Raw genomic sequence first — 18284 nt, 5'->3', positions numbered from 1 at the left:
GGGACGGCGCGGGGCGGAGGCCGGGCGTGACCGACGCCCGCCGGATCGTGGTCAAGGTCGGATCCTCCTCGCTCACCACGGCGTCCGGCGGCCTCGACGCCGACCGGGTCGATGCCCTCGTCGACGTACTCGCCAAGGTCAGGAGCGGCGGGGAGCGCGAGATCGTCCTGGTCTCCAGCGGAGCCATCGCCGCCGGACTCGCCCCCCTCGGACTCGTCCGCAGACCCAAGGACCTGGCCCGCCAGCAGGCAGCGGCCAGCGTCGGGCAGGGCCTGCTCGTCGCCCGCTACACGGCGTCCTTCGCCCGCTACGGCGTACGCGTCGGCCAGGTGCTCCTCACCGCCGACGACACGAGCCGGCGCGCTCACTACCGCAACGCGTACAGCACCCTCGACCAGCTCCTGGAGATGGGCGCGTTCCCCGTCGTCAACGAGAACGACACCGTGGCCACCGACGAGATCCGGTTCGGCGACAACGACAGGCTCGCCGCGCTCGTCGCCCATCTCGTCCACGCCGACCTCCTCGTCCTCCTCTCCGACGTGGACGGCCTCTACGACGGCGACCCCAGTACCCCCGGCACCTCCCGCATCGCCGAGGTGAGCGGCCCCGCGGATCTGGAGGGCATCACGATCGGCAGCGCGGGCAAGGCCGGCGTCGGCACCGGGGGCATGGTCACCAAGGTCGAGGCCGCGCAGATCGCCACCGCCGCCGGAGTCCCCGTCGTCCTCACCTCAGCGAGCCGGGTCGCGGACGCCCTCGCGGGCCGTGACACCGGTACGTACTTCCACCGCACCGGACGCCGCTCGGCCGACCGGCTGCTCTGGCTGGCCCACGCGTCGACCCCGCTGGGCGCGCTCACCCTGGACGACGGAGCCGTCGAGGCCGTCGTCGAGCGCCGCACCTCCCTGCTGCCGGCCGGCATCTCCGCCGTCGAGGGCGAGTTCTCCGCAGGGGATCCCGTGGAGCTGCGGGACGCCTCCGGCCGGGCCGTCGCCCGAGGGCTCGTCAACTTCGACGCCAAGGAGATCCCCCAGCTGCTCGGCCGCTCCACCCGCGACCTGGCACGGGAACTCGGCCCCTCGTACGAGCGCGAGGTCGTACACAGGGACGATCTCGTCGTCCTTGCGCCCCGCCTCACCCCCTGAAACGGCTGAAAGTCCAGCCTTCGGGCAGAGACCTTCACCAAAACCGCCCCACACCCGGCCCCGGACTGGTCAACTTTGTCACGGGGATACAAGGGGTCAGCACAGCTACACATTCACAGGAGGCCGCCGGTGAGACGAGCGCGCCCGGGGGCGCTGCCCCGCGGAACGGGCAGTCGCGCCCTGACCAGCGTCGGAGCGGGGGCCGATTTCGGCGGTCCGCGCAGCGACCAGACCCTCGAGCAGGAACCGGTGGTGACGGAGGAGGAGCTGACCCAGTCCAAGCTGTGGCACATCACCCTCAGCGTCTCCGGCAGCGAGACCCCGCTGAAGGAGGTCAGACGCGGCCTGGAGCAGCTGGCGCACGACCACCCGTTTCTGCTGACCAGCCGGTACGCCAACGACCATGCGGAAATCCGCTACTGGGAAGAGGCGCGCGACCTGCACGACGCGGCGGCGGTCGCGCTGCGCCTGTGGGGTGAACACCGGTCGAGCGCCAAGCTTCCGCCATGGGAGATCGTCGGCCTGGAGGTCATCGACCGGGAGACGTACCACCAGCGCATCGCCGAGGGCTACGGCCCGCCACCGGCGGCCCCGGTCGGGGTGCACCCGTACTGACCGGGCGTACGTTGCAGGGTGCACAGGTACCGGCGTGCTTGTCTCGCATCACGGGATACGTGACGGATGCCCGCAGTGTGCGCACTACCCTGCGGGCATGACCACGCTCTCGCCGTACGACAACATGTCCCCGGTTGCCCGGGCCGCCTACCGCGCACGCGCCGCCGCCGCCGACATCGCCCCGCTGCCGCGCTCGGCGAAGGACGACGCGCTGCTGGCGATCGCGGACGCGCTCGAGGTGCGTACCGGCGAGATCGTCGCGGCCAACGCCGAGGACGTCGAGCGCGCACGCGAGGCCGGTACGAGCGAGTCGATCGTCGACCGGCTCACCCTCACCCCCGAGCGGATCCGCGCGATCGCCGCCGATGTGCGCGATGTGGCGGCCCTGCCCGACCCGGTCGGCGAAGTGGTACGCGGATCCACCCTCCCCAACGGCATCGACCTCCGCCAGGTGCGGGTACCGCTCGGAGTGGTCGGCATCATCTACGAGGCCCGGCCCAATGTGACGGTCGACGCCGCGGCCCTCTGCCTGAAGTCCGGGAACGCCGTGCTGCTGCGCGGATCGTCCTCCGCGTACGCCTCCAACACCGCCCTCGTGCGGGTACTGCGGGACGCGGTGGGCGGGTCGGGTCTCCCGGCCGACGCGGTGCAGCTGGTTCCGGGGGAGAACCGCGACTCCGTACGCGAGCTGATGCGAGCCCGCGGCCTCGTCGACGTGCTGATCCCGCGAGGCGGCGCCTCGCTGATCCGAACGGTCGTGGAGGAGTCCACCGTCCCCGTCATCGAGACCGGTACCGGCAACTGCCATGTGTACGTGGACGCGCAGACGGACCTCGACATGGCCGTCGACATCCTGATCAACTCCAAGGCGCAGCGCCCGAGCGTCTGCAACTCAGCGGAGACGCTCCTGGTCCACAAGGACATCGCCGCGGACTTCCTGCCGCGGGCCCTGGAGGCGCTGGCCGACGCCGGGGTCACCGTGCACGGTGACGAGCGGGTGCTGGAGTACGCGGAGGGGTCCAAGGCCACCGTCGTCGCGGCGACGCCGGAGGACTGGGAGACCGAGTACCTCTCGTACGACATCGCGGCGGCCGTCGTGGAGTCGCTGGAGGCGGCCGTGTCCCACATCCGGCTCTGGTCCTCCGGCCACACCGAGGCCATCGTGACCACGTCACAGGCTGCGGCCCGCCGGTTCACCCAGTTGGTGGATTCCACGACCGTCGCCGTGAACGCCTCCACGCGCTTCACGGACGGCGGGCAGTTCGGTTTCGGCGCGGAGATCGGCATCTCCACACAGAAGCTGCACGCCCGTGGGCCGATGGGGCTGCCGGAACTGACCTCGACGAAGTACATCGTCACCGGCGACGGCCACATCCGGTAACCCGGTACGCACCGGGCGGGGTGGGCGAATGTGTGGGCTCTCTGCCCAAAACGCCCCGCCGGGGCTACGCTGAAGCTGTGCCGGACGACGTGGGGGGCAGGCCGTTCCCGGACGGCTGGGAGCCCGACGACGACCGCGGGGGCGCGGACGAGGACTTCGCCTCCGTGGTGTTCGACGAGGACTTCGTCCGGTCCGCCGAGATCCACGAACCCACTGCCGTCGAGCGCCTGCTCGCTGCCGCGGAGGCCCGCGCCGAGGCCGAGGCGGCCAGGGCGCGTTCGGGCGGCGGCACCATGGACGACGACCTCCACGACGACGGCTACGGGCCGGACGGCCTGTACGGCCGTGAGCGGGCTTTCGGGGATCCATGTGACCTCGACGGCCCCGACGGTGACTACGAGGACGACAGCGGCCCCTACGGGCGCCACGGCGGGGCTCTGCGCCCCTATCGGGGCAGCGCGCGCTGGCACCGACCGGTCGCGTGGCTGCTGGCCGTGCTGATGGGGATCGGCATGGTCGCGCTGGCCTTCAGTGCCGTCTACCGCGGTGCTGCGGGCAACCGGCAGGACCAGGTCCCACCGCCGGTGACGAGCGGGGTCGACAAGCCCGGCGTCGCCCCCTCCGCCTCGGCCGACTACTCCCGCCCGGCGGTCTCCGCGATCCCACGCACACCGTGACGCAGGCGGTTACGCACGCCGGGATGTTGGCCGTGGCAGTCACGCACGCGGTGATGAGGGCCCCTACGCACGCCGTGACGCACGGGCGGGGGTAGCCGTCGCGGATGCGCGTCATGAGCGGATGTGGCGCCGAGCGGATGTGGCGCCGAGCGGTGGCGGACAGGCGTGACAGGCCGACGGGGCGGGTCGGCGAACAGGCAGGAGACAGGAGGCGGACGACCGTGGCGCAGACCGCGCGGCCATGGGCGCATCGGCCTCCGACGGTGCGGTCTCCGGTGAGCAGCGGTCGGCGTCACGCGGGTGGGGCAATCCGGTGGGGCCGGCAAAGGCATAACCCTGTGGCGTAACCGCGTGCCTCCCCGACTGCGCTCCCACCTGCACGGCGTTTACCTTGATGTCGATCGACCCAATCTGAAGGTATGACCCCGTGATCCCTCTCCCCGCCCCCGTCCCCGGGGGGAGGGCCCCTCACTCATCCCTGCATCGAACCCGTGACGGACAGGCCGGCCCGGTGCCCTTCGGCTGAGGTGGGCCCCAGCGCCCGCCCTCGCCGGTGGCGTGGAGATCGGGAGAAGTCATGACAGGCCGCGGAGAACCGCCGGAAGGTCCGCCCGAGAACTCCTCGAGCGGTGAGGACGAGTACCGCTCCCTCGTCTTCGACGAATCGTTTGTCCGTGCTGCCCGCCTCCAGGAGTTCTCCGCCCAGGAACGGATGGGCGAACACGCCCGCGCCGTGCGTTCCCTGCCCGGCCGCGCCGGCCGCCGGCACTCCAGGGCCGCTGTCGCCCTGGTCGCGCTCATCGCGCTTGCTTTCGCCGCCGCGGTCTACGTCGGCTTCCGCAACCCCTATCCGACGCCCGCGGGCAGGCATGCCGAGCCTCTGCGGACGACTCTGATTCCCCTCGCTCCCCGGGGCGCCGTGCGCGGCGGGACCCCTGACGCGCTCTTCGCCACGGGCCCGGCAGCGGGACACCGGTCCGGCGCGGCGGGCATCAACCTGCCGGCGGTCCGGCGGACGAAGAACTTCTCGGACAGCCAGGTGACGACAGCCCTGATCACGGTCAAGGACTACCTGGTGGAGTCCTCGCTCGACCCCGATGTGCTGACCGGTGGCATGGTGCGGCCGGTCGGGCGGCTGATCGACCCGGACCAGACGCCCCAGTTCGACCGAAGTGTGAGCGCACCCGACGGCGACGGCCAGCACATGGCGACGGGCTGGCTCGTGCGCTTCGACCCGGCCGAGGTGGAGCTCGCGGACCCGGAGATACGGGTACAGGGCACGCTCTCCTACGCGGAGGCGGGGTCGGACACCTTGGAGGTCATGTCCGACCACACCTTCACGTACGCCCTGCGCCCGGCCGTATCCGGTCCCCACCGCCCGGATGGCGCGTCGCTGTTCACCGTGCGGCGCGAGATGCACTTCTTCGTGGACCGGGAAGACCTCAGGCTGCACCGACTGGAGGTGCGGAGCGCCTACGTCCAGGCCGGCCCGCAGGCGTGCTCCGCCGATGCGGCGGGCGCACTGCGTCCGTTGTTCGCCGGCCAGCGGGCAGACACCCGGGGCCCGGCCGGTACGGACCCGTATGCCACGGGCCTGCCCACGGCGGCGCTGTGCGGCACCCTGGCGGTCAGCCCCCCGCCGGCTCCGAGCCCTCTTCCGGGTCCGGACGCCTCCAGGTCCCATCGGAGCGCTCCGTAGAGTCCGAGGACGAGGCTCCGCCCTTTCCTGCGGCCCCACCGCCGTTGCTCCCGCCGCTTGCCCCGGTGAACTTGTCCCGGAGCTTGCCCCCCAGGTCACCCGCACCGCCTGCGATGTCACCGACGAGCTTCATCAGCGGGTCCTTGCTGGTGCGCACCGTGTCCGCGTAGTGCGAGGCGGACTCCCGGAAGGAATCCGTCACCGAGGTGTCCTTGTCCTCTTCGCGCTTGGGGTAATGGCCGTCCATGATCCGCTGGTACTCGCGGGTCTCCGACCACTTCTTCAGCTCGGCCGCCCGCACGGTGGTGAAGGGGTGCGAGCGGGGCAGCACGTTGAGGATCTTGAGCACGGAATCGCGCAGATCGCCGCCCTTCTCGTACTCGTCGGCCTGGGCGAGGAAGGCATCGACATTCATCTCGTGGAGGTGGTTGCCGCCCGCGATCTTCATCAGACCGCGCATCGACGCCTGCTGGTCCTGCCCGACCAGAAGTCCGGCCCGGTCCGCGGACAGCTCCGACTTGCGGAACCACTCGCGCAGCGCCGTCACGATCGCCATGATCGCGACGTTGCCGAGCGGGATCCAGGCCACCTTGAGAGCAAGGCCGGTCAGGAAGAGAAGTATCGTCCGGTACACCGCGTGACCGGAGAGCGCGTGGCCCACCTCGTGGCCCACGACCGCCCGCATCTCCTCCTCGTCGAGCAGCTCCACCAGGCCCGTCGTCACGACGATGATCGGCTCGTCGAGACCGATGCACATGGCATTCGGCTGCGGGTCCTGATTGACGTACATGGGCGGGACCTTCTCCAGGTCCAGGATGTAACAGGCGTCCCGCAGCATGTCGTTGAGGTGGGTGAACTGCGCGTCGCTCACCCGGACGGAGTCCGAGAGGAAGAGCAGCCGCAGGCTGCGCTCAGGGAGCAGTCCGCTGAGCGCCTTGAAAACGGTGTCGAAACCGCTCAGCTTGCGCAGGGCCACCAGGGCCGAGCGGTCCGCCGGGTGTTCGTACGCCCGGGAGGAGATACCCGGGAATCGCCTGCGCTGCCTGCTCGGCACGCTCTCGTGACTGTTGTCGGTCATGGATGCCCCCTGTTCGTACGAGACGTCGCTCGTCCCCCTGACAAAACCCAGCGTAGGTGCTGGCGCTACGGTGTGCGGGGGGCTGTGGATAACTTTGAGGAGCGCCCGAAATGCCGTACACCGTCGCAGTGCTCGCTGCCGCATCCGAGGACCAGGGGCCCGGCGATACGCTCCGCATCGTGCTGCTCGTCTCGCTCGTCGGAGCTGCCCTGCTCGCCTGGTTCCTGCTGCGCGGATACCGCAACGACGACAACAACGACTGAGTCGGCGTGAGCGTGCCCGCGGCGCCCGCATACGATGTCCGCGACGTCTTCCTTCCGACTCCCGATCGATAGGTCCTGCCGAAGATGAGCCTCACGAGCACCGCGCACCAGCTGGTCACCCTCGCCTCCGAAGGTGGCGAGCAGGGTGGCAACCACGAAAGCCTCAGCCCGTACCTCACCGGCGGCGGTGCGTTCGTCGCGCTCATGCTGCTTCTGTGGATCACGACCCGCTTCAACCGAGACCGCTGAGGCAGAGGCGAACAGCTGTGCCAGTAGGGTCTGCACGCATGGGAGAGCAGGAAGTGCCTACCGGCCGCGGCAAGCGCCGACTCGGCGTGATGGGCGGGACGTTTGACCCGATCCACCACGGACACCTGGTGGCGGCCAGTGAAGTGGCCGCCCATTTCCACCTCGACGAGGTGATCTTCGTCCCGACGGGGCAGCCGTGGCAGAAGAGCCACAAGAACGTGTCCCCGGCAGAGGACCGCTACCTGATGACGGTCATCGCCACGGCGTCCAACCCGCAGTTCTCGGTCAGCCGCAGCGACATCGACCGTGGCGGACCGACGTACACGATCGATACGCTTCGGGACCTGCGTGCGGTCCACGGCGACGCGGACCTCTTCTTCATCACCGGCGCCGACGCGCTGTCCCAGATCCTCACCTGGCGTGACGCGGAAGAGCTCTTCTCGCTCTCCCACTTCATCGGTGTGACCCGGCCGGGTCATGTGCTCACGGACGACGGACTGCCCGAGGGCGGGGTCTCGCTCGTGGAGGTACCCGCGCTGGCGATCTCGTCCACAGACTGCCGAGCGAGGGTCCAGCAGGGGGATCCTGTCTGGTACCTGGTGCCGGACGGTGTGGTCCGCTACATCGACAAGCGCCAGCTGTACCGCGGCGAATGAGCCACGGAGAGGGGCACCGGTGAACGACCGACAGAACCCGTACGACCCGTACTACCAACAGCAGCCGCAGATCATCGGCTACGACGAGTACGGGCAGCCGGTCTACCAGCAGCAAGGGCAGCAGCCGTACGACCCGTATGCGCAGCAGCCCCAGCAGGCCCCCCGACAGGACGGGCAGACGCAGCAGGCCCAGACGCAGCAGGCGTACGGGGCCGGCCAGGGATACGGCTACGACCCGTACGCGGGTACGCAGCAGTACGACCCGTATGCCGCTCCTCAGCAGCCCCAGCAGCCTCAGCAGCAGGGTTACGACTACGACGGCGGCTACGGGAACTACGGCTACGACACCGGCCAGCAGCCCGCCGTCGACGACTCCACCCAGCAGTGGAACACCCCGCAGCCCCAGAGCCCGATGGCCGCACCACCGGAGCCCGAGCCGCGGCGTGCGCCCGAGCCGGCGCCCGAACCCGTCGTACCCGAGCAGCGCCGCGCCGACCGCGACTACCGCACCGAGCAGTTCTCGTTCATCGAGGAGCCCGACGAGGACTCCGAAGACGTCATCGACTGGCTGAAATTCACCGAGAGCCGCAGCGAACGGCGCGAGGAAGCGCGACGCCGCGGGCGCAAGCGGATCGTCGCGCTGATAGTCGTCCTGGCCCTCGTGGTGGTCGGCGGCGCCGGCTACCTCTGGTACGCGGGCAAGATTCCCGGCCTCTCGGACCAGGACAAGCAGAACAACACGGCGACAGGTCCGCAGCAGCGGGACGTCATCGTCGTCCATCTGCACAACACCAAGAAGGGCGGCACCTCCACGGCGCTGCTCGTCGACAACGTCACCACCGAGCAGGGCACCACCGTCCTGCTTCCCAACTCGCTCTCCGTGGCCACGGACGACGGCTCCACGACCACCCTCGGCAAGTCCGTCGACGACGACGGGTCCACCGGCACGCGCGAGGCGATCGACACCCTGCTCGGCACCAAGATCAGTGGCACCTGGCGGCTCGACACCCCGTACCTGGAGAACCTCGTCGAGCTCGTGGGTAGCATCGAGGTCGACACAGACGTCGATGTACCCGATGTCCAGAAGGGCGCGTCGCCGCTCGTGAGGAAGGGCGAGGCGCAGACGCTGAGCGGCCAGATGGCCGTCGCGTACGCCACCTACCGGGGTCCCGGTGAGCCGGAGGCGAAGCAGCTGCTGCGGTTCGGACAGGTCATGCGCAGTGTTCTGCGCAAGACGTCCGAGGACCCCAAGGCCGCCACGGTCACCGTGGAGACCCTCGCGCAGATCCTCGACCCGTCGCTGCCCGAGCAGGACCTGGGCGCCTCGCTGGCGAAACTCGCCGGGCACGCCAAGGTGGGCGACTACAAGACGGCGCTGCTCCCGGTCCAGGACGACGGCACCCTCACGGACGAGGCGACGGAGAGCGTCGTCAAGGACATCCTGGGCGGCACCGTGAAGGCCCCGGACCAGGGCGCGGCGGTACGGGTCGGAGTCAAGAACGCCACGGGCAACGCGGACGGCACGGAATTCGCCAGAGTCCAGCTGGTCAACGGCGGATACGCGTTCGTGGACGGCGGGAAGGCAGGCGCCGAGGCGTCGTCCCAGGTCCTCTACAGGGCTGCCGAGGACAAGGCGAAGGCGGTCGAGGTCGCCAAGACCCTGGGTCTGCCGACGAGCTCGGTGAAGCAGGGCAAGCCCGCGTCGAATGCCGATGTGTCCGTCGTGCTCGGCCAGAACTACAAGATCAAGTAGCACCCGGCGTAAACGTCGTAAGGGCTGTCGGCGGTCCGTGAGACCCTAGAGGTTGATCTGACCGCCGACGAAAGCCTGCATGTGACCGCCACGGACCGCTCCATCGAGCTCATCAACGCTGCCGCCCAGGCGGCAGCCGACCGGCTCGCGCACGACATCATCGCCTACGACGTCAGCGACGTGCTGTCGATCACCGACGCCTTCCTGCTGGCCTCGGCTCCCAACGACCGCCAGGTCAAGTCGATCGTCGACGAGATCGAGGAGCGGCTGCAGAAGGAGCTAGGCGCCAAGCCGGTACGCCGCGAGGGCGACCGCGACGCCCGCTGGATCCTCCTCGACTACGTCGACATCGTGATCCACGTCCAGCACAGCGAGGAGCGTGTCTTCTACGCGCTCGAGCGCCTGTGGAAGGACTGCCCCGAGATCGCCCTCCCCGAGGACGCCCTCAAGACCCGGGGCAAGGCCGAGGAGCACGCACAGCTCCACGGTGTCACGGAAGGTGAGCAGAGCTGAACGGCAGCAAGGGCGGCAGAGGCCGCAGGATCGTCCTATGGCGGCACGGCCAGACGGCGTGGAATCTGGAGCGTCGATTCCAGGGTTCCACGGACATCGAGCTCACCGAGGCCGGCGTCGGACAGGCCCATAGGGCCGCCCGGCTGCTCGCCTCGCTGAAGCCTGACGCCATCGTGGCTTCGGACCTGCAGCGAGCAGCGGCCACGGCTGCCGAGCTGGCCTCGGTCACCGGCCTCGAAGTCGCACACGACTCCGCACTGCGCGAGACGTATGCGGGCGCCTGGCAGGGTCTCACCCATGAGGAGATCGTCGGGCAGTACGGCGAGCAGTACGCCGCCTGGAAGCGCGGGGAACCCGTGCGCCGGGGTGGTGGTGAGCTGGAGACCGAGGTCGCCGACCGGGCTGCTCCGGTCGTCCTGGAGCACGCCGCGAAGCTGCCCGATGGTGGCACGCTCGTCGTGGTGAGCCACGGAGGCACGATCCGGACGACGATCGGCCGGCTGCTCGGTCTGGAGGCGTACCACTGGGAGGGCCTCGGCGGGCTCTCCAACTGCTGCTGGTCCGTGCTCGGCGAAGGTGCGAGGGGCTGGCGACTGCTCGAGCACAATGCCGGAACACTCCCCGAACCGGTGCTCGGCGACGACGATTAGCGGGTGTCCGGAGGGTGTCTCCGGGCCGCGCCGGAAGGTGTCTCCGGCCGGCGGGGGCCGGATTTCACTTTCCGGCTGGTCGCAGGCTAAAGTTCTTCTTGTTCGCAGCGCGGAAACGCAGGGAAACACAGCGAACAGCGGGGCTATAGCTCAGTTGGTAGAGCGCCTGCATGGCATGCAGGAGGTCAGGAGTTCAATTCTCCTTAGCTCCACAATCACAGGATCCCGTCCCCGGCAGGGGGCGGGATCCTTTGTCGTGGCGTCGTGGCGTCGTGGCGTCGTGGCGTCGTGGCGTCGTGGCGTCGTGGCGTCGTGGCGTCGTGCCGTCGTGCCGTCGTGCCGTCGTGCCGTTCAGTCGGTCAGGTTCTGGGGTGGCAGGACTGTCGCCCTGAGGTCCGGAGCACCCTCGTCATCTCTCCTCCTCCCGTCGGGAACGTTTCAAGCCCTTTTCGCGTGCACGGTGGCCGGTTCCGTACGGCTTATACAGGCAGTCCGGCAGTCGGCGGGCTGACCCCCTTGCGGGGCCATGGCAGAATCGGACCGCCGGAGGGGGCGATGGACCGATCGGGAGGGAGCGCGATGCCTGCGAGCCGCGAACAGGTCCCGGACCTGCCCCTTACCTCCAAGGCGCCCCCCGGCCCGGAGGTCCCGCAAGAGGCACCCCACGCGTGCACGGCCTGCGGCCACAGTCGGAGCTGACCGATGGGTGCACACAGGCGGAAGTGCGACTGGTGCGGCAGCGGTACGCCCATCGTCAGGGACATGGATCCGGTCAATTCGGAGTTCCAGTACTGGTGCGAGGAGTGCGCGCGGGCGCTGATCATAAAAGGCGACCCCATCGAGACGTACCGGGAGCTGGAGGGGGAGCCCATCTACGGACGGCTCCTGGAGGAGCACTGCACCCTCAAGCGGTTCTACTCCTTCGCCACCGCCTGACGAGGTCCGAGTGGCCGGACCCGTTGCTGGTCAAGGCCTCCCCGGTCGGGCATATCGGGACAGACTGGAAACGATTTGGTGAAGGGCCGGGGGGACCGTGTAATGTTCTCGATGTCGCCGGGGGAACCGGGCGATAAGCGAGGGGCTATAGCTCAGTTGGTAGAGCGCCTGCATGGCATGCAGGAGGTCAGGAGTTCAATTCTCCTTAGCTCCACAGTGAAGAAGCGGTCCATCCGAATCGGATGGACCGCTTCTCGTTGTGCACCGCAAGCGGTGGAGTGGGGCTCGGATCAACTGCGTCCGCTGCCCAGGGCCTTCCGCTGGGCGCTCGGGAGCGCCGGACGTTCGGCAGGGGCCTGCTCGATGCGGAGGGCGAGCTCCGGGCATCGCCGTACGGCGCGCTGGGCGCGGCCCCGCAGGTGCATCGGAACGGCGGTGTCCGCGAGCGCCGGGTAGCCGTCGGGGCCGAGTCTGATCAGTTCGGGCACGATGTCCGCACACAGTCCGTGGCCCCGGCAGAGCGTCCAGTCGACCGCCAGCTTCTCGCCGCTCGGAATCGACTCCTCCACGTCCTCGTAACCGGGAGCCGGCAGGGGCAGCACCCCGAGCGTCTCGCGTCCGCAGCCGCCGCCCAGGACATGTGCCGCCAGGTCGTCCGTGAACGCGGACAGGGTGGACGCCAGGAAGCGCGCCGAGCCGTCCGGATGTTTGCACGCCCCCCGGCCCTTCACCGCCTGGGTCACCTCCCGCAGTGCCTCGAGGGCGGCAGGTCCACCGCCGTTGAGTACGTCGGAGAGCCCGCCGGCCGCGGCCGGCAGCCCCAGCTTGCACGGCCCGCACTGGCCCGCGGTCTCGGCCGCCAGCCAGTTCGCGATGCGCAGCGACTCGCCGATCGGGCAGGTCTCCGGGCCGATCGGCAGGATGGCCCCCGCACCGAGCGCACCACCCGCCGCAGCCAGGGACGCCCGGGAGACGACGGCGTCGTGCGAGGCGTTCGCGTCGATCCAGTTGCCGTGATAGCCGCCGGTGAGCACGCCCTGGGGCATCGGCGGCGCACCGGCCAGTTGCAGGACATACCGCAGGGGCACTCCGGTGGGTACCTCGATGACCATGGGGCGCGCCACGGCCCCGGAGACGGTGAGCAGGACCGTGCCGGGCTCGTCGGGCAGGCCGGTGTGCCCGTAGCGGCGGGAGCCGATCCGGGCGGCGACGGCGAGCTGTGCGTACGTCTCCGCGTTCGACAGCAGGGTCGGGGCGCCGGCCACTCCGGACTCCGCCGCGCGCTCCCGGCGGCCCGGCGGCAGTGCGGGGCCACCGTTCACCGCCCGGATGACCGCGGAGGCCTCGCCCGAGACCATGCGCTCCGGGGTGCGAACGACCCGGGCGCGCAGGTGCTGCCCCCGCCGGTCCGACAGCCCGCGCTCCGCCAGGGCGGCTCGGATGGAGATCTCCGTGGAGTTGCGGGTGACGGCGACGACCAGGGTGCGCGCGCCGAGTGCCTCCGCCGCGAGCAGGGCGCCGTCGAGGATGAGATGCGGGGCGCGGTTGAGCAGGACGGTGTCCTTGCGGCAGGCGGGCTCGCCCTCACTGCCGTTGATCACGACGACGGGCCGCACTCCACGCCGGATGGAGGCTTTCGCCACGGCGCGCAGCTTCTTGCCGAACGGGAAACCTGCGCCGCCCCGGCCGCGCAGGGAGATGGACTCGGCCAGTTCGGCAAGGCGCTCGCCGTTCATGGGTTCGAGCGGGCCGTGCACCTTCAGGTGCATGGCGAGATCGATCCGCTCGACCAGGTCGAAGCCGGTAGTCAGCTGGGGAAGGCCGACTACACGGACCTCGGGTACATCGGGGAGGGGGACATTCACGGTCGGTCTCCTGCGGGTGCGTGCCAGGGCTCCCCTGCGGGAGGCGGATAGAGCCCTGGCAGCTGTTCGGTGTCGGCGATACCCCGGGCGCCACTGCCGTCGTATCCGGACGGGTCGGCCGGGGGGACGTAACCGGTCGAAGTGGCATCGGGGTAGGCGTAAGCGGTCTCGGTGTACAAGGGCGTGGCGTAGGCCGTCTCGGCGGGCGAGGGCGGGACGTAGGCCGTCTCGGCGGGCGAGGGCGGGACGTATGCGTATGCCGTCTCGGCGGGTGAGGGTGTGGAGTAGGCCGTGGACTCCTGGGTGCGCGCGTACGCGTGCTCGGGATCGTAAGAGGGGTCGGGGCCGTAGGGAGGCCTGAGCGCCTGCGCGGGGGGTGCGGGGGACGGTGCGGGCCAGAGGCCGTCCGCCGCACGTTCCTGCGGGGGCTCGGGTGGCCGGGAGACGGCGCGATAGGCGGCGGAGATGCCCGGCCCTGGTCCCGGTCCCGTTGTTGCCCCTGCCGCCGTTGTGGCGTCGAGGCCCGGACCGAGCCGCTCGGAGCTGCGCGGCGGGGCTTCGTACAGAGGGGTCTCGTCCGGCGTGGCCCCGTACTGAGGGGCCTCGTACAGCGGCGGGGAGGGGGCGGCGAGCGTACGGGGGCGGACCGGGGTGCCGCGCACCTCGCGTTCGTCACCCCACCCGGGTGCCTCGGGCGGCAGTCCTTGTCGCCGCCGTCCCTCGCCAGGCTGCGGAGGCAGGTGTTCCGCGCCGGGGAGCGGGGAATTGCGTTTCACCGGGTCGGAGTCCTGGGGAGGGCCGTCGGGACTGATCAGGGTGGTGACCAGATCAGTGATCAGGCGTTTGGTCGGGGCAGGCAGCAGCCGCAGGCACAGTGCGGCGGCCACAGCGAGCAGGCAGAGGCTGTACATGACGACGACCCAGGTAGCAGCCTGGCGGCCGGCGTACAGGCCGTGCAGCAGTGCGGAGCACCAGGCCGGATAGGCGAGCGCGTGCAGCGCACGCCAGCGGCCGGCGATCTTCCCCGGGGTGGCGAAGACGCTGCGCATGGCCCCGGTTGCCGCAGCGACGATCATCAGCAGGCCGGCAAGCGACCCGAAGCCGATGAGTCCGGCCGTGCCGCTCACGCCGAGGCCGAAGGGTATGAGGGCACCTATCAGTTCCACGTGCCCGAGCGAGACCTTCACGGTGCCGTGCAGCAGGAGGAAGCCGAGCGAGGTGACAGCGGCGGCCCGGTGGATGCCCTGGCCGACCAGCCGCTGACGGGTCGAGAGGAAAATCCGGTCGGTGGCCAGCAGGCCCCAGGCGACCGCAGCAGTGAGCGACACCAGCGTCAGGACGCCGGTCGTGAAGTCGAGTCCGGCGCGCAAGCCGTCGCTCCCTGCGACGGCGACCAGAGGGAGGAGCACCAGCGCGGCGACGGTCAGTCCGCCCTGCATCGGGCGGCTCAGTCCTGGGCTGCTGCTCATTGAGGGGGATGAGCGGATCCTGCGATGAGGCTTCATGGGGGCGACTCCGAATGGTTCGGCAAAGCGGTCCCGTTGCCGCATGCTAAGTCGCTGCATACCGGCCAGTACGAGGTTTGAGTTGTTGCCCCGAAAGAGGGCAGTACGCGGAGTAACCCCCGGAGTGTGTAGGTACTGCGTAGGGATCGTGGTGAAGTCGTGGTGCGTCGGCCCGGGTGCGCGGCGCCCCCGCGGGCCCTCTGTGACGGGTATGTGCCCGGCAGCGCTCCGGGGCTGTGCGGTACCCTGACGCCATGCGTGCCGTACGCCTTCTGCTTAGCGAGCCGCGCTGATCACTCCCGACCGGTGAGAATGCCTGGTCGGACTCGGCGCGGCGTCCCCTCCTGTGCGAGGGGATTTTTCGTTTCCGTAGACGTGTGTCCGTAGACGTGGGCGCCGGCAGATGACGATCGATGGAGCTTTGAGGATCATGAGCGAGACGAATTCCGCAGTCGAGGTGGCTGCGCCGCACCGCTACACGGCAGCGATGGCCGCCGACATCGAGGCACGCTGGCAGGACTTCTGGGACGCCGAGGGGACGTACGAGGCACCGAACCCCACCGGTGACCTGGCGGACAATCCGGAACTGGCCGCCAAGCCGAAGAAGTTCATCATGGACATGTTCCCGTACCCCTCGGGTTCGGGTCTGCACGTCGGCCACCCGCTGGGCTACATCGCCACCGATGTCTACGCCCGCCACCAGCGGATGACCGGGCACAACGTCCTGCACACCCTGGGCTTCGACGCCTTCGGACTGCCCGCGGAGCAGTACGCCGTGCAGACCGGTACGCACCCCCGGGCCTCGACAGAGGCCAACATGGAGAACATGAAGGTCCAGCTGCGCCGGCTGGGCCTGGGCCACGACAAGCGCCGCTCCTTCGCGACGATCGACGCGGACTACTACAAGTGGACCCAGTGGATCTTCCTGCAGATCTTCAATTCCTGGTACGACACCGCGGCCGACCGGGCACGCCCGATCGCCGAACTGGTCGCCCAGTTCGAGAGCGGTGAGCGCCCGGCCCCGGACGGCCGCGAGTGGAGCGCGCTGAGCTCGGCCGAGCGCGCCGATGTCCTGGGGCAGTTCCGCCTGGCGTACGCCTCCGAGGCACCCGTCAACTGGGCGCCGGGGCTGGGGACCGTGCTGGCCAACGAAGAGGTGACGGCCGACGGCCGTTCCGAGCGCGGCAACTTCCCCGTCTTCAAGGCCAAGCTGCGCCAGTGGAACATGCGCATCACGGCCTACGCGGACCGGCTGCTGGACGACCTGGACGGGCTGGACTGGCCCGAGGCCATCAAGCTGCAGCAGCGCAACTGGATCGGTCGCTCCGAAGGCGCGCGCGTCGACTTCCCGGTCGACGGAGCCGGTGACATCACCGTATTCACCACCCGTCAGGACACCCTGTTCGGTGCCACCTACATGGTGCTGGCACCCGAGCACGAGCTGGTCGAGCGGATCATCCCCGCGGCCTGGCCCGAGGGCACCCATCCGGTGTGGACCGGTGGCCACGCGAGCCCCGCCGAGGCCGTGACGGCGTACCGCAAGCAGGCCGCCGCCAAGTCCGATGTGGAGCGCCAGGCCGAGGCCAAGGACAAGACCGGCGTCTTCACCGGCGCGTACGCGACCAACCCCGTCAGCGGCGCGAAGGTCCCGGTTTTCATCGCCGACTACGTCCTGATGGGCTACGGCACAGGCGCGATCATGGCCGTACCCGCGCACGACGTGCGGGACTTCGCCTTCGCGCGCGCCTTCGAGCTGCCGATGCGCTGCGTCGTCGAACCGTCGGACGACCGCGGCACCGACCCGTCGACCTGGGAGAACGCCTTCGCCTCGTACGAGGCGAAGCTGGTCAACTCGGCGAACGACGAGATCTCGCTGGACGGTCTGGGCGTCGTCGACGCCAAGGCGAAGATCACCGAGTGGCTGCAGGAGCACGGCGTCGGAGAAGGCACCGTCAACTTCCGGCTGCGTGACTGGCTGTTCAGCCGGCAGCGCTACTGGGGCGAGCCCTTCCCGATCGTGTACGACGAGGAGGGCATCGCCCACCCGCTGCCCGAGTCGATGCTGCCGCTGGAGCTGCCCGAGGTCGAGGACTACTCGCCGCGCACCTTCGACCCGGAGGACGCGGACACCCAGCCCGAGACCCCGCTGTCACGGAACGCCGACTGGGTCAACGTCACGCTGGACCTGGGCGACGGGCCGAAGAAGTACCGCCGCGAGACCAACACCATGCCGAACTGGGCGGGTTCCTGCTGGTACGAGCTGCGCTACCTGGATCCGCGCAACGACCGGCAGCTGGTCGACCCGGCGATCGAGCAGTACTGGATGGGGCCGCGGGAGGGTCAGCCGACCGGTGGTGTCGACCTGTACGTCGGCGGCGCCGAGCACGCCGTGCTGCACCTGCTGTACGCGCGTTTCTGGTCCAAGGTGCTGCACGACCTGGGACACGTCTCGTCCGCCGAGCCGTTCCACAAGCTGTACAACCAGGGCATGATCCAGGCCTTCGTGTACCGGGACAGCCGCGGAATCGCCGTCCCGGCCACCGAGGTCGAGGAGCGCGACGGGGCGTACTACCACCAGGGCGAGAAGGTCAGTCGTGTCCTGGGCAAGATGGGCAAGTCCCTGAAGAACGCCGTGACGCCCGACGAGATCTGCGGCGAGTACGGGGCGGACACACTGCGCCTGTACGAGATGGCCATGGGCCCGCTGGATGTCTCGCGGCCGTGGGACACGCGAGCCGTGGTGGGCCAGTACCGGCTGCTGCAGCGGCTGTGGCGCAATGTGGTCGACGAGGAGACCGGTGAGGTCACCGTGGTCGCCACCGAGCCCGACGAGGACACGCTGAGGGCGCTGCACAAGGCCATCGACGGTGTCGGCCAGGACATGGCCGGGATGCGCTTCAACACCGCCATCGCCAAGGTCACCGAGCTGAACAACCACCTGACGAAGTCGGGCGGCCCGCTGTCGCGGTCCGTCGCCGAGCGCCTGGTGCTGCTGGTCGCACCGCTGGCTCCGCACGTGGCGGAGGAGCTGTGGCGCCGTCTGGGCCACAGCGAGTCCGTCGTGCACCAGGACTTCCCGGTCGCCGACCCGGCCTACGTCGTGGACGAGACCGTGACCTGCGTGGTGCAGATCAAGGGCAAGGTCAGGGCACGCCTGGAGATCTCCCCGTCGATCACTGACGAGGAGCTGGAGGCGCTGGCGCTGGCCGACGAGAGCGTCGTGGCCGCGCTGGGCGGAGCCGGGATCCGCAAGGTGATCGTGCGGGCTCCGAAGCTGGTCAACATCGTCCCCGCGTGAC

Annotated in this window: 16 protein-coding genes and 2 tRNA genes; 15 read left to right on the top strand and 3 right to left on the bottom strand. The window is 69.8% G+C overall.

The window, feature by feature from the left end; all coding sequences use genetic code 11:
• Positions 1 to 26: 26 nt before the first annotated feature.
• The 5 genes from proB to ABZS61_RS02335 all read left to right on the top strand — a co-directional run bounded on the left by proB (position 27) and on the right by ABZS61_RS02335 (position 5517).
• Complete coding sequence (gene proB, locus ABZS61_RS02355; RefSeq protein WP_356414840.1) at positions 27 to 1145, top strand: glutamate 5-kinase; 1119 nt, start codon at positions 27 to 29, stop codon at positions 1143 to 1145.
• Positions 1146 to 1274: 129 nt separating this feature from the next.
• Positions 1275 to 1760 (top strand): hypothetical protein, encoded by a 486-nt coding sequence (locus tag ABZS61_RS02350; RefSeq protein ID WP_356414837.1) that lies wholly within the window; start codon positions 1275 to 1277, stop codon positions 1758 to 1760.
• A 97-nt stretch (positions 1761 to 1857) separates the two neighbouring features.
• Positions 1858 to 3141 carry a glutamate-5-semialdehyde dehydrogenase gene (locus tag ABZS61_RS02345; protein WP_356414834.1) on the top strand — a complete coding sequence of 428 codons (1284 nt, stop codon included), beginning with the start codon at positions 1858 to 1860 and terminating at the stop codon, positions 3139 to 3141.
• A 77-nt stretch (positions 3142 to 3218) separates the two neighbouring features.
• Positions 3219 to 3818 (top strand): hypothetical protein, encoded by a 600-nt coding sequence (locus tag ABZS61_RS02340; RefSeq protein WP_356414831.1) that lies wholly within the window; start codon positions 3219 to 3221, stop codon positions 3816 to 3818.
• A 577-nt stretch (positions 3819 to 4395) separates the two neighbouring features.
• A complete protein-coding gene (locus ABZS61_RS02335) occupies positions 4396 to 5517 on the top strand; it encodes a hypothetical protein (protein ID WP_356414828.1) in 1122 nt (373 codons plus the stop codon).
• On the opposite strand, the gene ABZS61_RS02330 is transcribed toward ABZS61_RS02335, so the two are convergent.
• The gene (locus ABZS61_RS02330; RefSeq protein WP_356414825.1) at positions 5447 to 6595 is read right to left on the bottom strand and encodes a M48 family metallopeptidase; all 1149 of its coding nucleotides are present in this window, start codon (positions 6593 to 6595) and stop codon (positions 5447 to 5449) included. The two genes, ABZS61_RS02335 and ABZS61_RS02330, sit on opposite strands and share 71 nt — an antisense overlap.
• Before the next feature lie 110 nt (positions 6596 to 6705).
• On the opposite strand from ABZS61_RS02330, the gene ABZS61_RS02325 reads away from it, so the two are divergent.
• From ABZS61_RS02325 to ABZS61_RS02285, 9 genes are all read left to right on the top strand, one after another.
• On the top strand, positions 6706 to 6858 hold the full coding sequence (locus ABZS61_RS02325; protein ID WP_356414822.1) for a hypothetical protein: 153 nt from the start codon (positions 6706 to 6708) through the stop codon (positions 6856 to 6858).
• An 84-nt stretch (positions 6859 to 6942) separates the two neighbouring features.
• Positions 6943 to 7107 (top strand): hypothetical protein, encoded by a 165-nt coding sequence (locus tag ABZS61_RS02320; protein ID WP_189541543.1) that lies wholly within the window; start codon positions 6943 to 6945, stop codon positions 7105 to 7107.
• A 38-nt stretch (positions 7108 to 7145) separates the two neighbouring features.
• Complete coding sequence (gene nadD / locus ABZS61_RS02315) at positions 7146 to 7763, top strand: nicotinate-nucleotide adenylyltransferase (protein ID WP_329211163.1); 618 nt, start codon at positions 7146 to 7148, stop codon at positions 7761 to 7763.
• Positions 7764 to 7782: 19 nt separating this feature from the next.
• Entirely contained in the window at positions 7783 to 9516 is a 1734-nt protein-coding gene (locus tag ABZS61_RS02310) for an LCP family protein (RefSeq protein WP_356414817.1), read from the top strand.
• An 81-nt stretch (positions 9517 to 9597) separates the two neighbouring features.
• Positions 9598 to 10029 carry a ribosome silencing factor gene (gene rsfS, locus ABZS61_RS02305; RefSeq protein WP_056785448.1) on the top strand — a complete coding sequence of 144 codons (432 nt, stop codon included), beginning with the start codon at positions 9598 to 9600 and terminating at the stop codon, positions 10027 to 10029.
• Positions 10026 to 10679, top strand: coding sequence for a histidine phosphatase family protein (locus tag ABZS61_RS02300; RefSeq protein WP_356415143.1), 654 nt, complete (start codon positions 10026 to 10028; stop codon positions 10677 to 10679). Before rsfS ends, ABZS61_RS02300 begins: the two co-directional genes overlap by 4 nt.
• Positions 10680 to 10818: 139 nt before the next feature.
• Positions 10819 to 10891 (top strand) — tRNA-Ala (locus tag ABZS61_RS02295).
• Between the two features lie 490 nt (positions 10892 to 11381).
• Positions 11382 to 11615 carry a hypothetical protein gene (locus tag ABZS61_RS02290; RefSeq protein WP_329211167.1) on the top strand — a complete coding sequence of 78 codons (234 nt, stop codon included), beginning with the start codon at positions 11382 to 11384 and terminating at the stop codon, positions 11613 to 11615.
• 141 nt (positions 11616 to 11756) lie between these two features.
• Positions 11757 to 11829 (top strand) — tRNA-Ala (locus ABZS61_RS02285).
• Between the two features lie 76 nt (positions 11830 to 11905).
• Here ABZS61_RS02285 and ABZS61_RS02280 read toward each other — a convergent pair.
• Positions 11906 to 13480: an NADH-ubiquinone oxidoreductase-F iron-sulfur binding region domain-containing protein gene (locus ABZS61_RS02280; RefSeq protein WP_356414812.1), complete on the bottom strand. Its 1575-nt coding sequence runs from the start codon at positions 13478 to 13480 to the stop codon at positions 11906 to 11908.
• Positions 13477 to 14949 carry a hypothetical protein gene (locus ABZS61_RS02275; RefSeq protein ID WP_356414809.1) on the bottom strand — a complete coding sequence of 491 codons (1473 nt, stop codon included), beginning with the start codon at positions 14947 to 14949 and terminating at the stop codon, positions 13477 to 13479. The genes ABZS61_RS02280 and ABZS61_RS02275 overlap by 4 nt, the downstream gene beginning before the upstream one ends.
• 466 nt (positions 14950 to 15415) lie before the next feature.
• Here ABZS61_RS02275 and leuS point away from each other — a divergent pair, with 466 nt between their 5' ends.
• Positions 15416 to 18283 carry a leucine--tRNA ligase gene (gene leuS / locus ABZS61_RS02270; RefSeq protein ID WP_356414806.1) on the top strand — a complete coding sequence of 956 codons (2868 nt, stop codon included), beginning with the start codon at positions 15416 to 15418 and terminating at the stop codon, positions 18281 to 18283.
• The last annotated feature ends 1 nt before the right edge of the window (position 18284 follow it).

The sequence above is a fragment of the Streptomyces sp. NPDC005566 genome, from assembly GCF_040605575.1.
In the GTDB taxonomy this organism is placed as follows: Bacteria; Actinomycetota; Actinomycetes; order Streptomycetales; family Streptomycetaceae; genus Streptomyces.
This window is presented reverse-complemented; position numbering and strand designations above follow the sequence as displayed.

Coding starts and splice junctions, on each gene's coding strand:
- ABZS61_RS02345 (WP_356414834.1), top strand. CDS start 1,858: ATGACCACGCTCTCGCCGTACGACAACATGTCCCCGGTTGCCCGGGCC.
- ABZS61_RS02335 (WP_356414828.1), top strand. CDS start 4,396: ATGACAGGCCGCGGAGAACCGCCGGAAGGTCCGCCCGAGAACTCCTCG.
- ABZS61_RS02330 (WP_356414825.1), bottom strand. CDS start 6,595: ATGACCGACAACAGTCACGAGAGCGTGCCGAGCAGGCAGCGCAGGCGA.
- ABZS61_RS02325 (WP_356414822.1), top strand. CDS start 6,706: ATGCCGTACACCGTCGCAGTGCTCGCTGCCGCATCCGAGGACCAGGGG.
- ABZS61_RS02320 (WP_189541543.1), top strand. CDS start 6,943: ATGAGCCTCACGAGCACCGCGCACCAGCTGGTCACCCTCGCCTCCGAA.
- nadD (WP_329211163.1), top strand. CDS start 7,146: ATGGGAGAGCAGGAAGTGCCTACCGGCCGCGGCAAGCGCCGACTCGGC.
- ABZS61_RS02290 (WP_329211167.1), top strand. CDS start 11,382: ATGGGTGCACACAGGCGGAAGTGCGACTGGTGCGGCAGCGGTACGCCC.
- ABZS61_RS02275 (WP_356414809.1), bottom strand. CDS start 14,949: ATGAGCAGCAGCCCAGGACTGAGCCGCCCGATGCAGGGCGGACTGACC.
- leuS (WP_356414806.1), top strand. CDS start 15,416: ATGAGCGAGACGAATTCCGCAGTCGAGGTGGCTGCGCCGCACCGCTAC.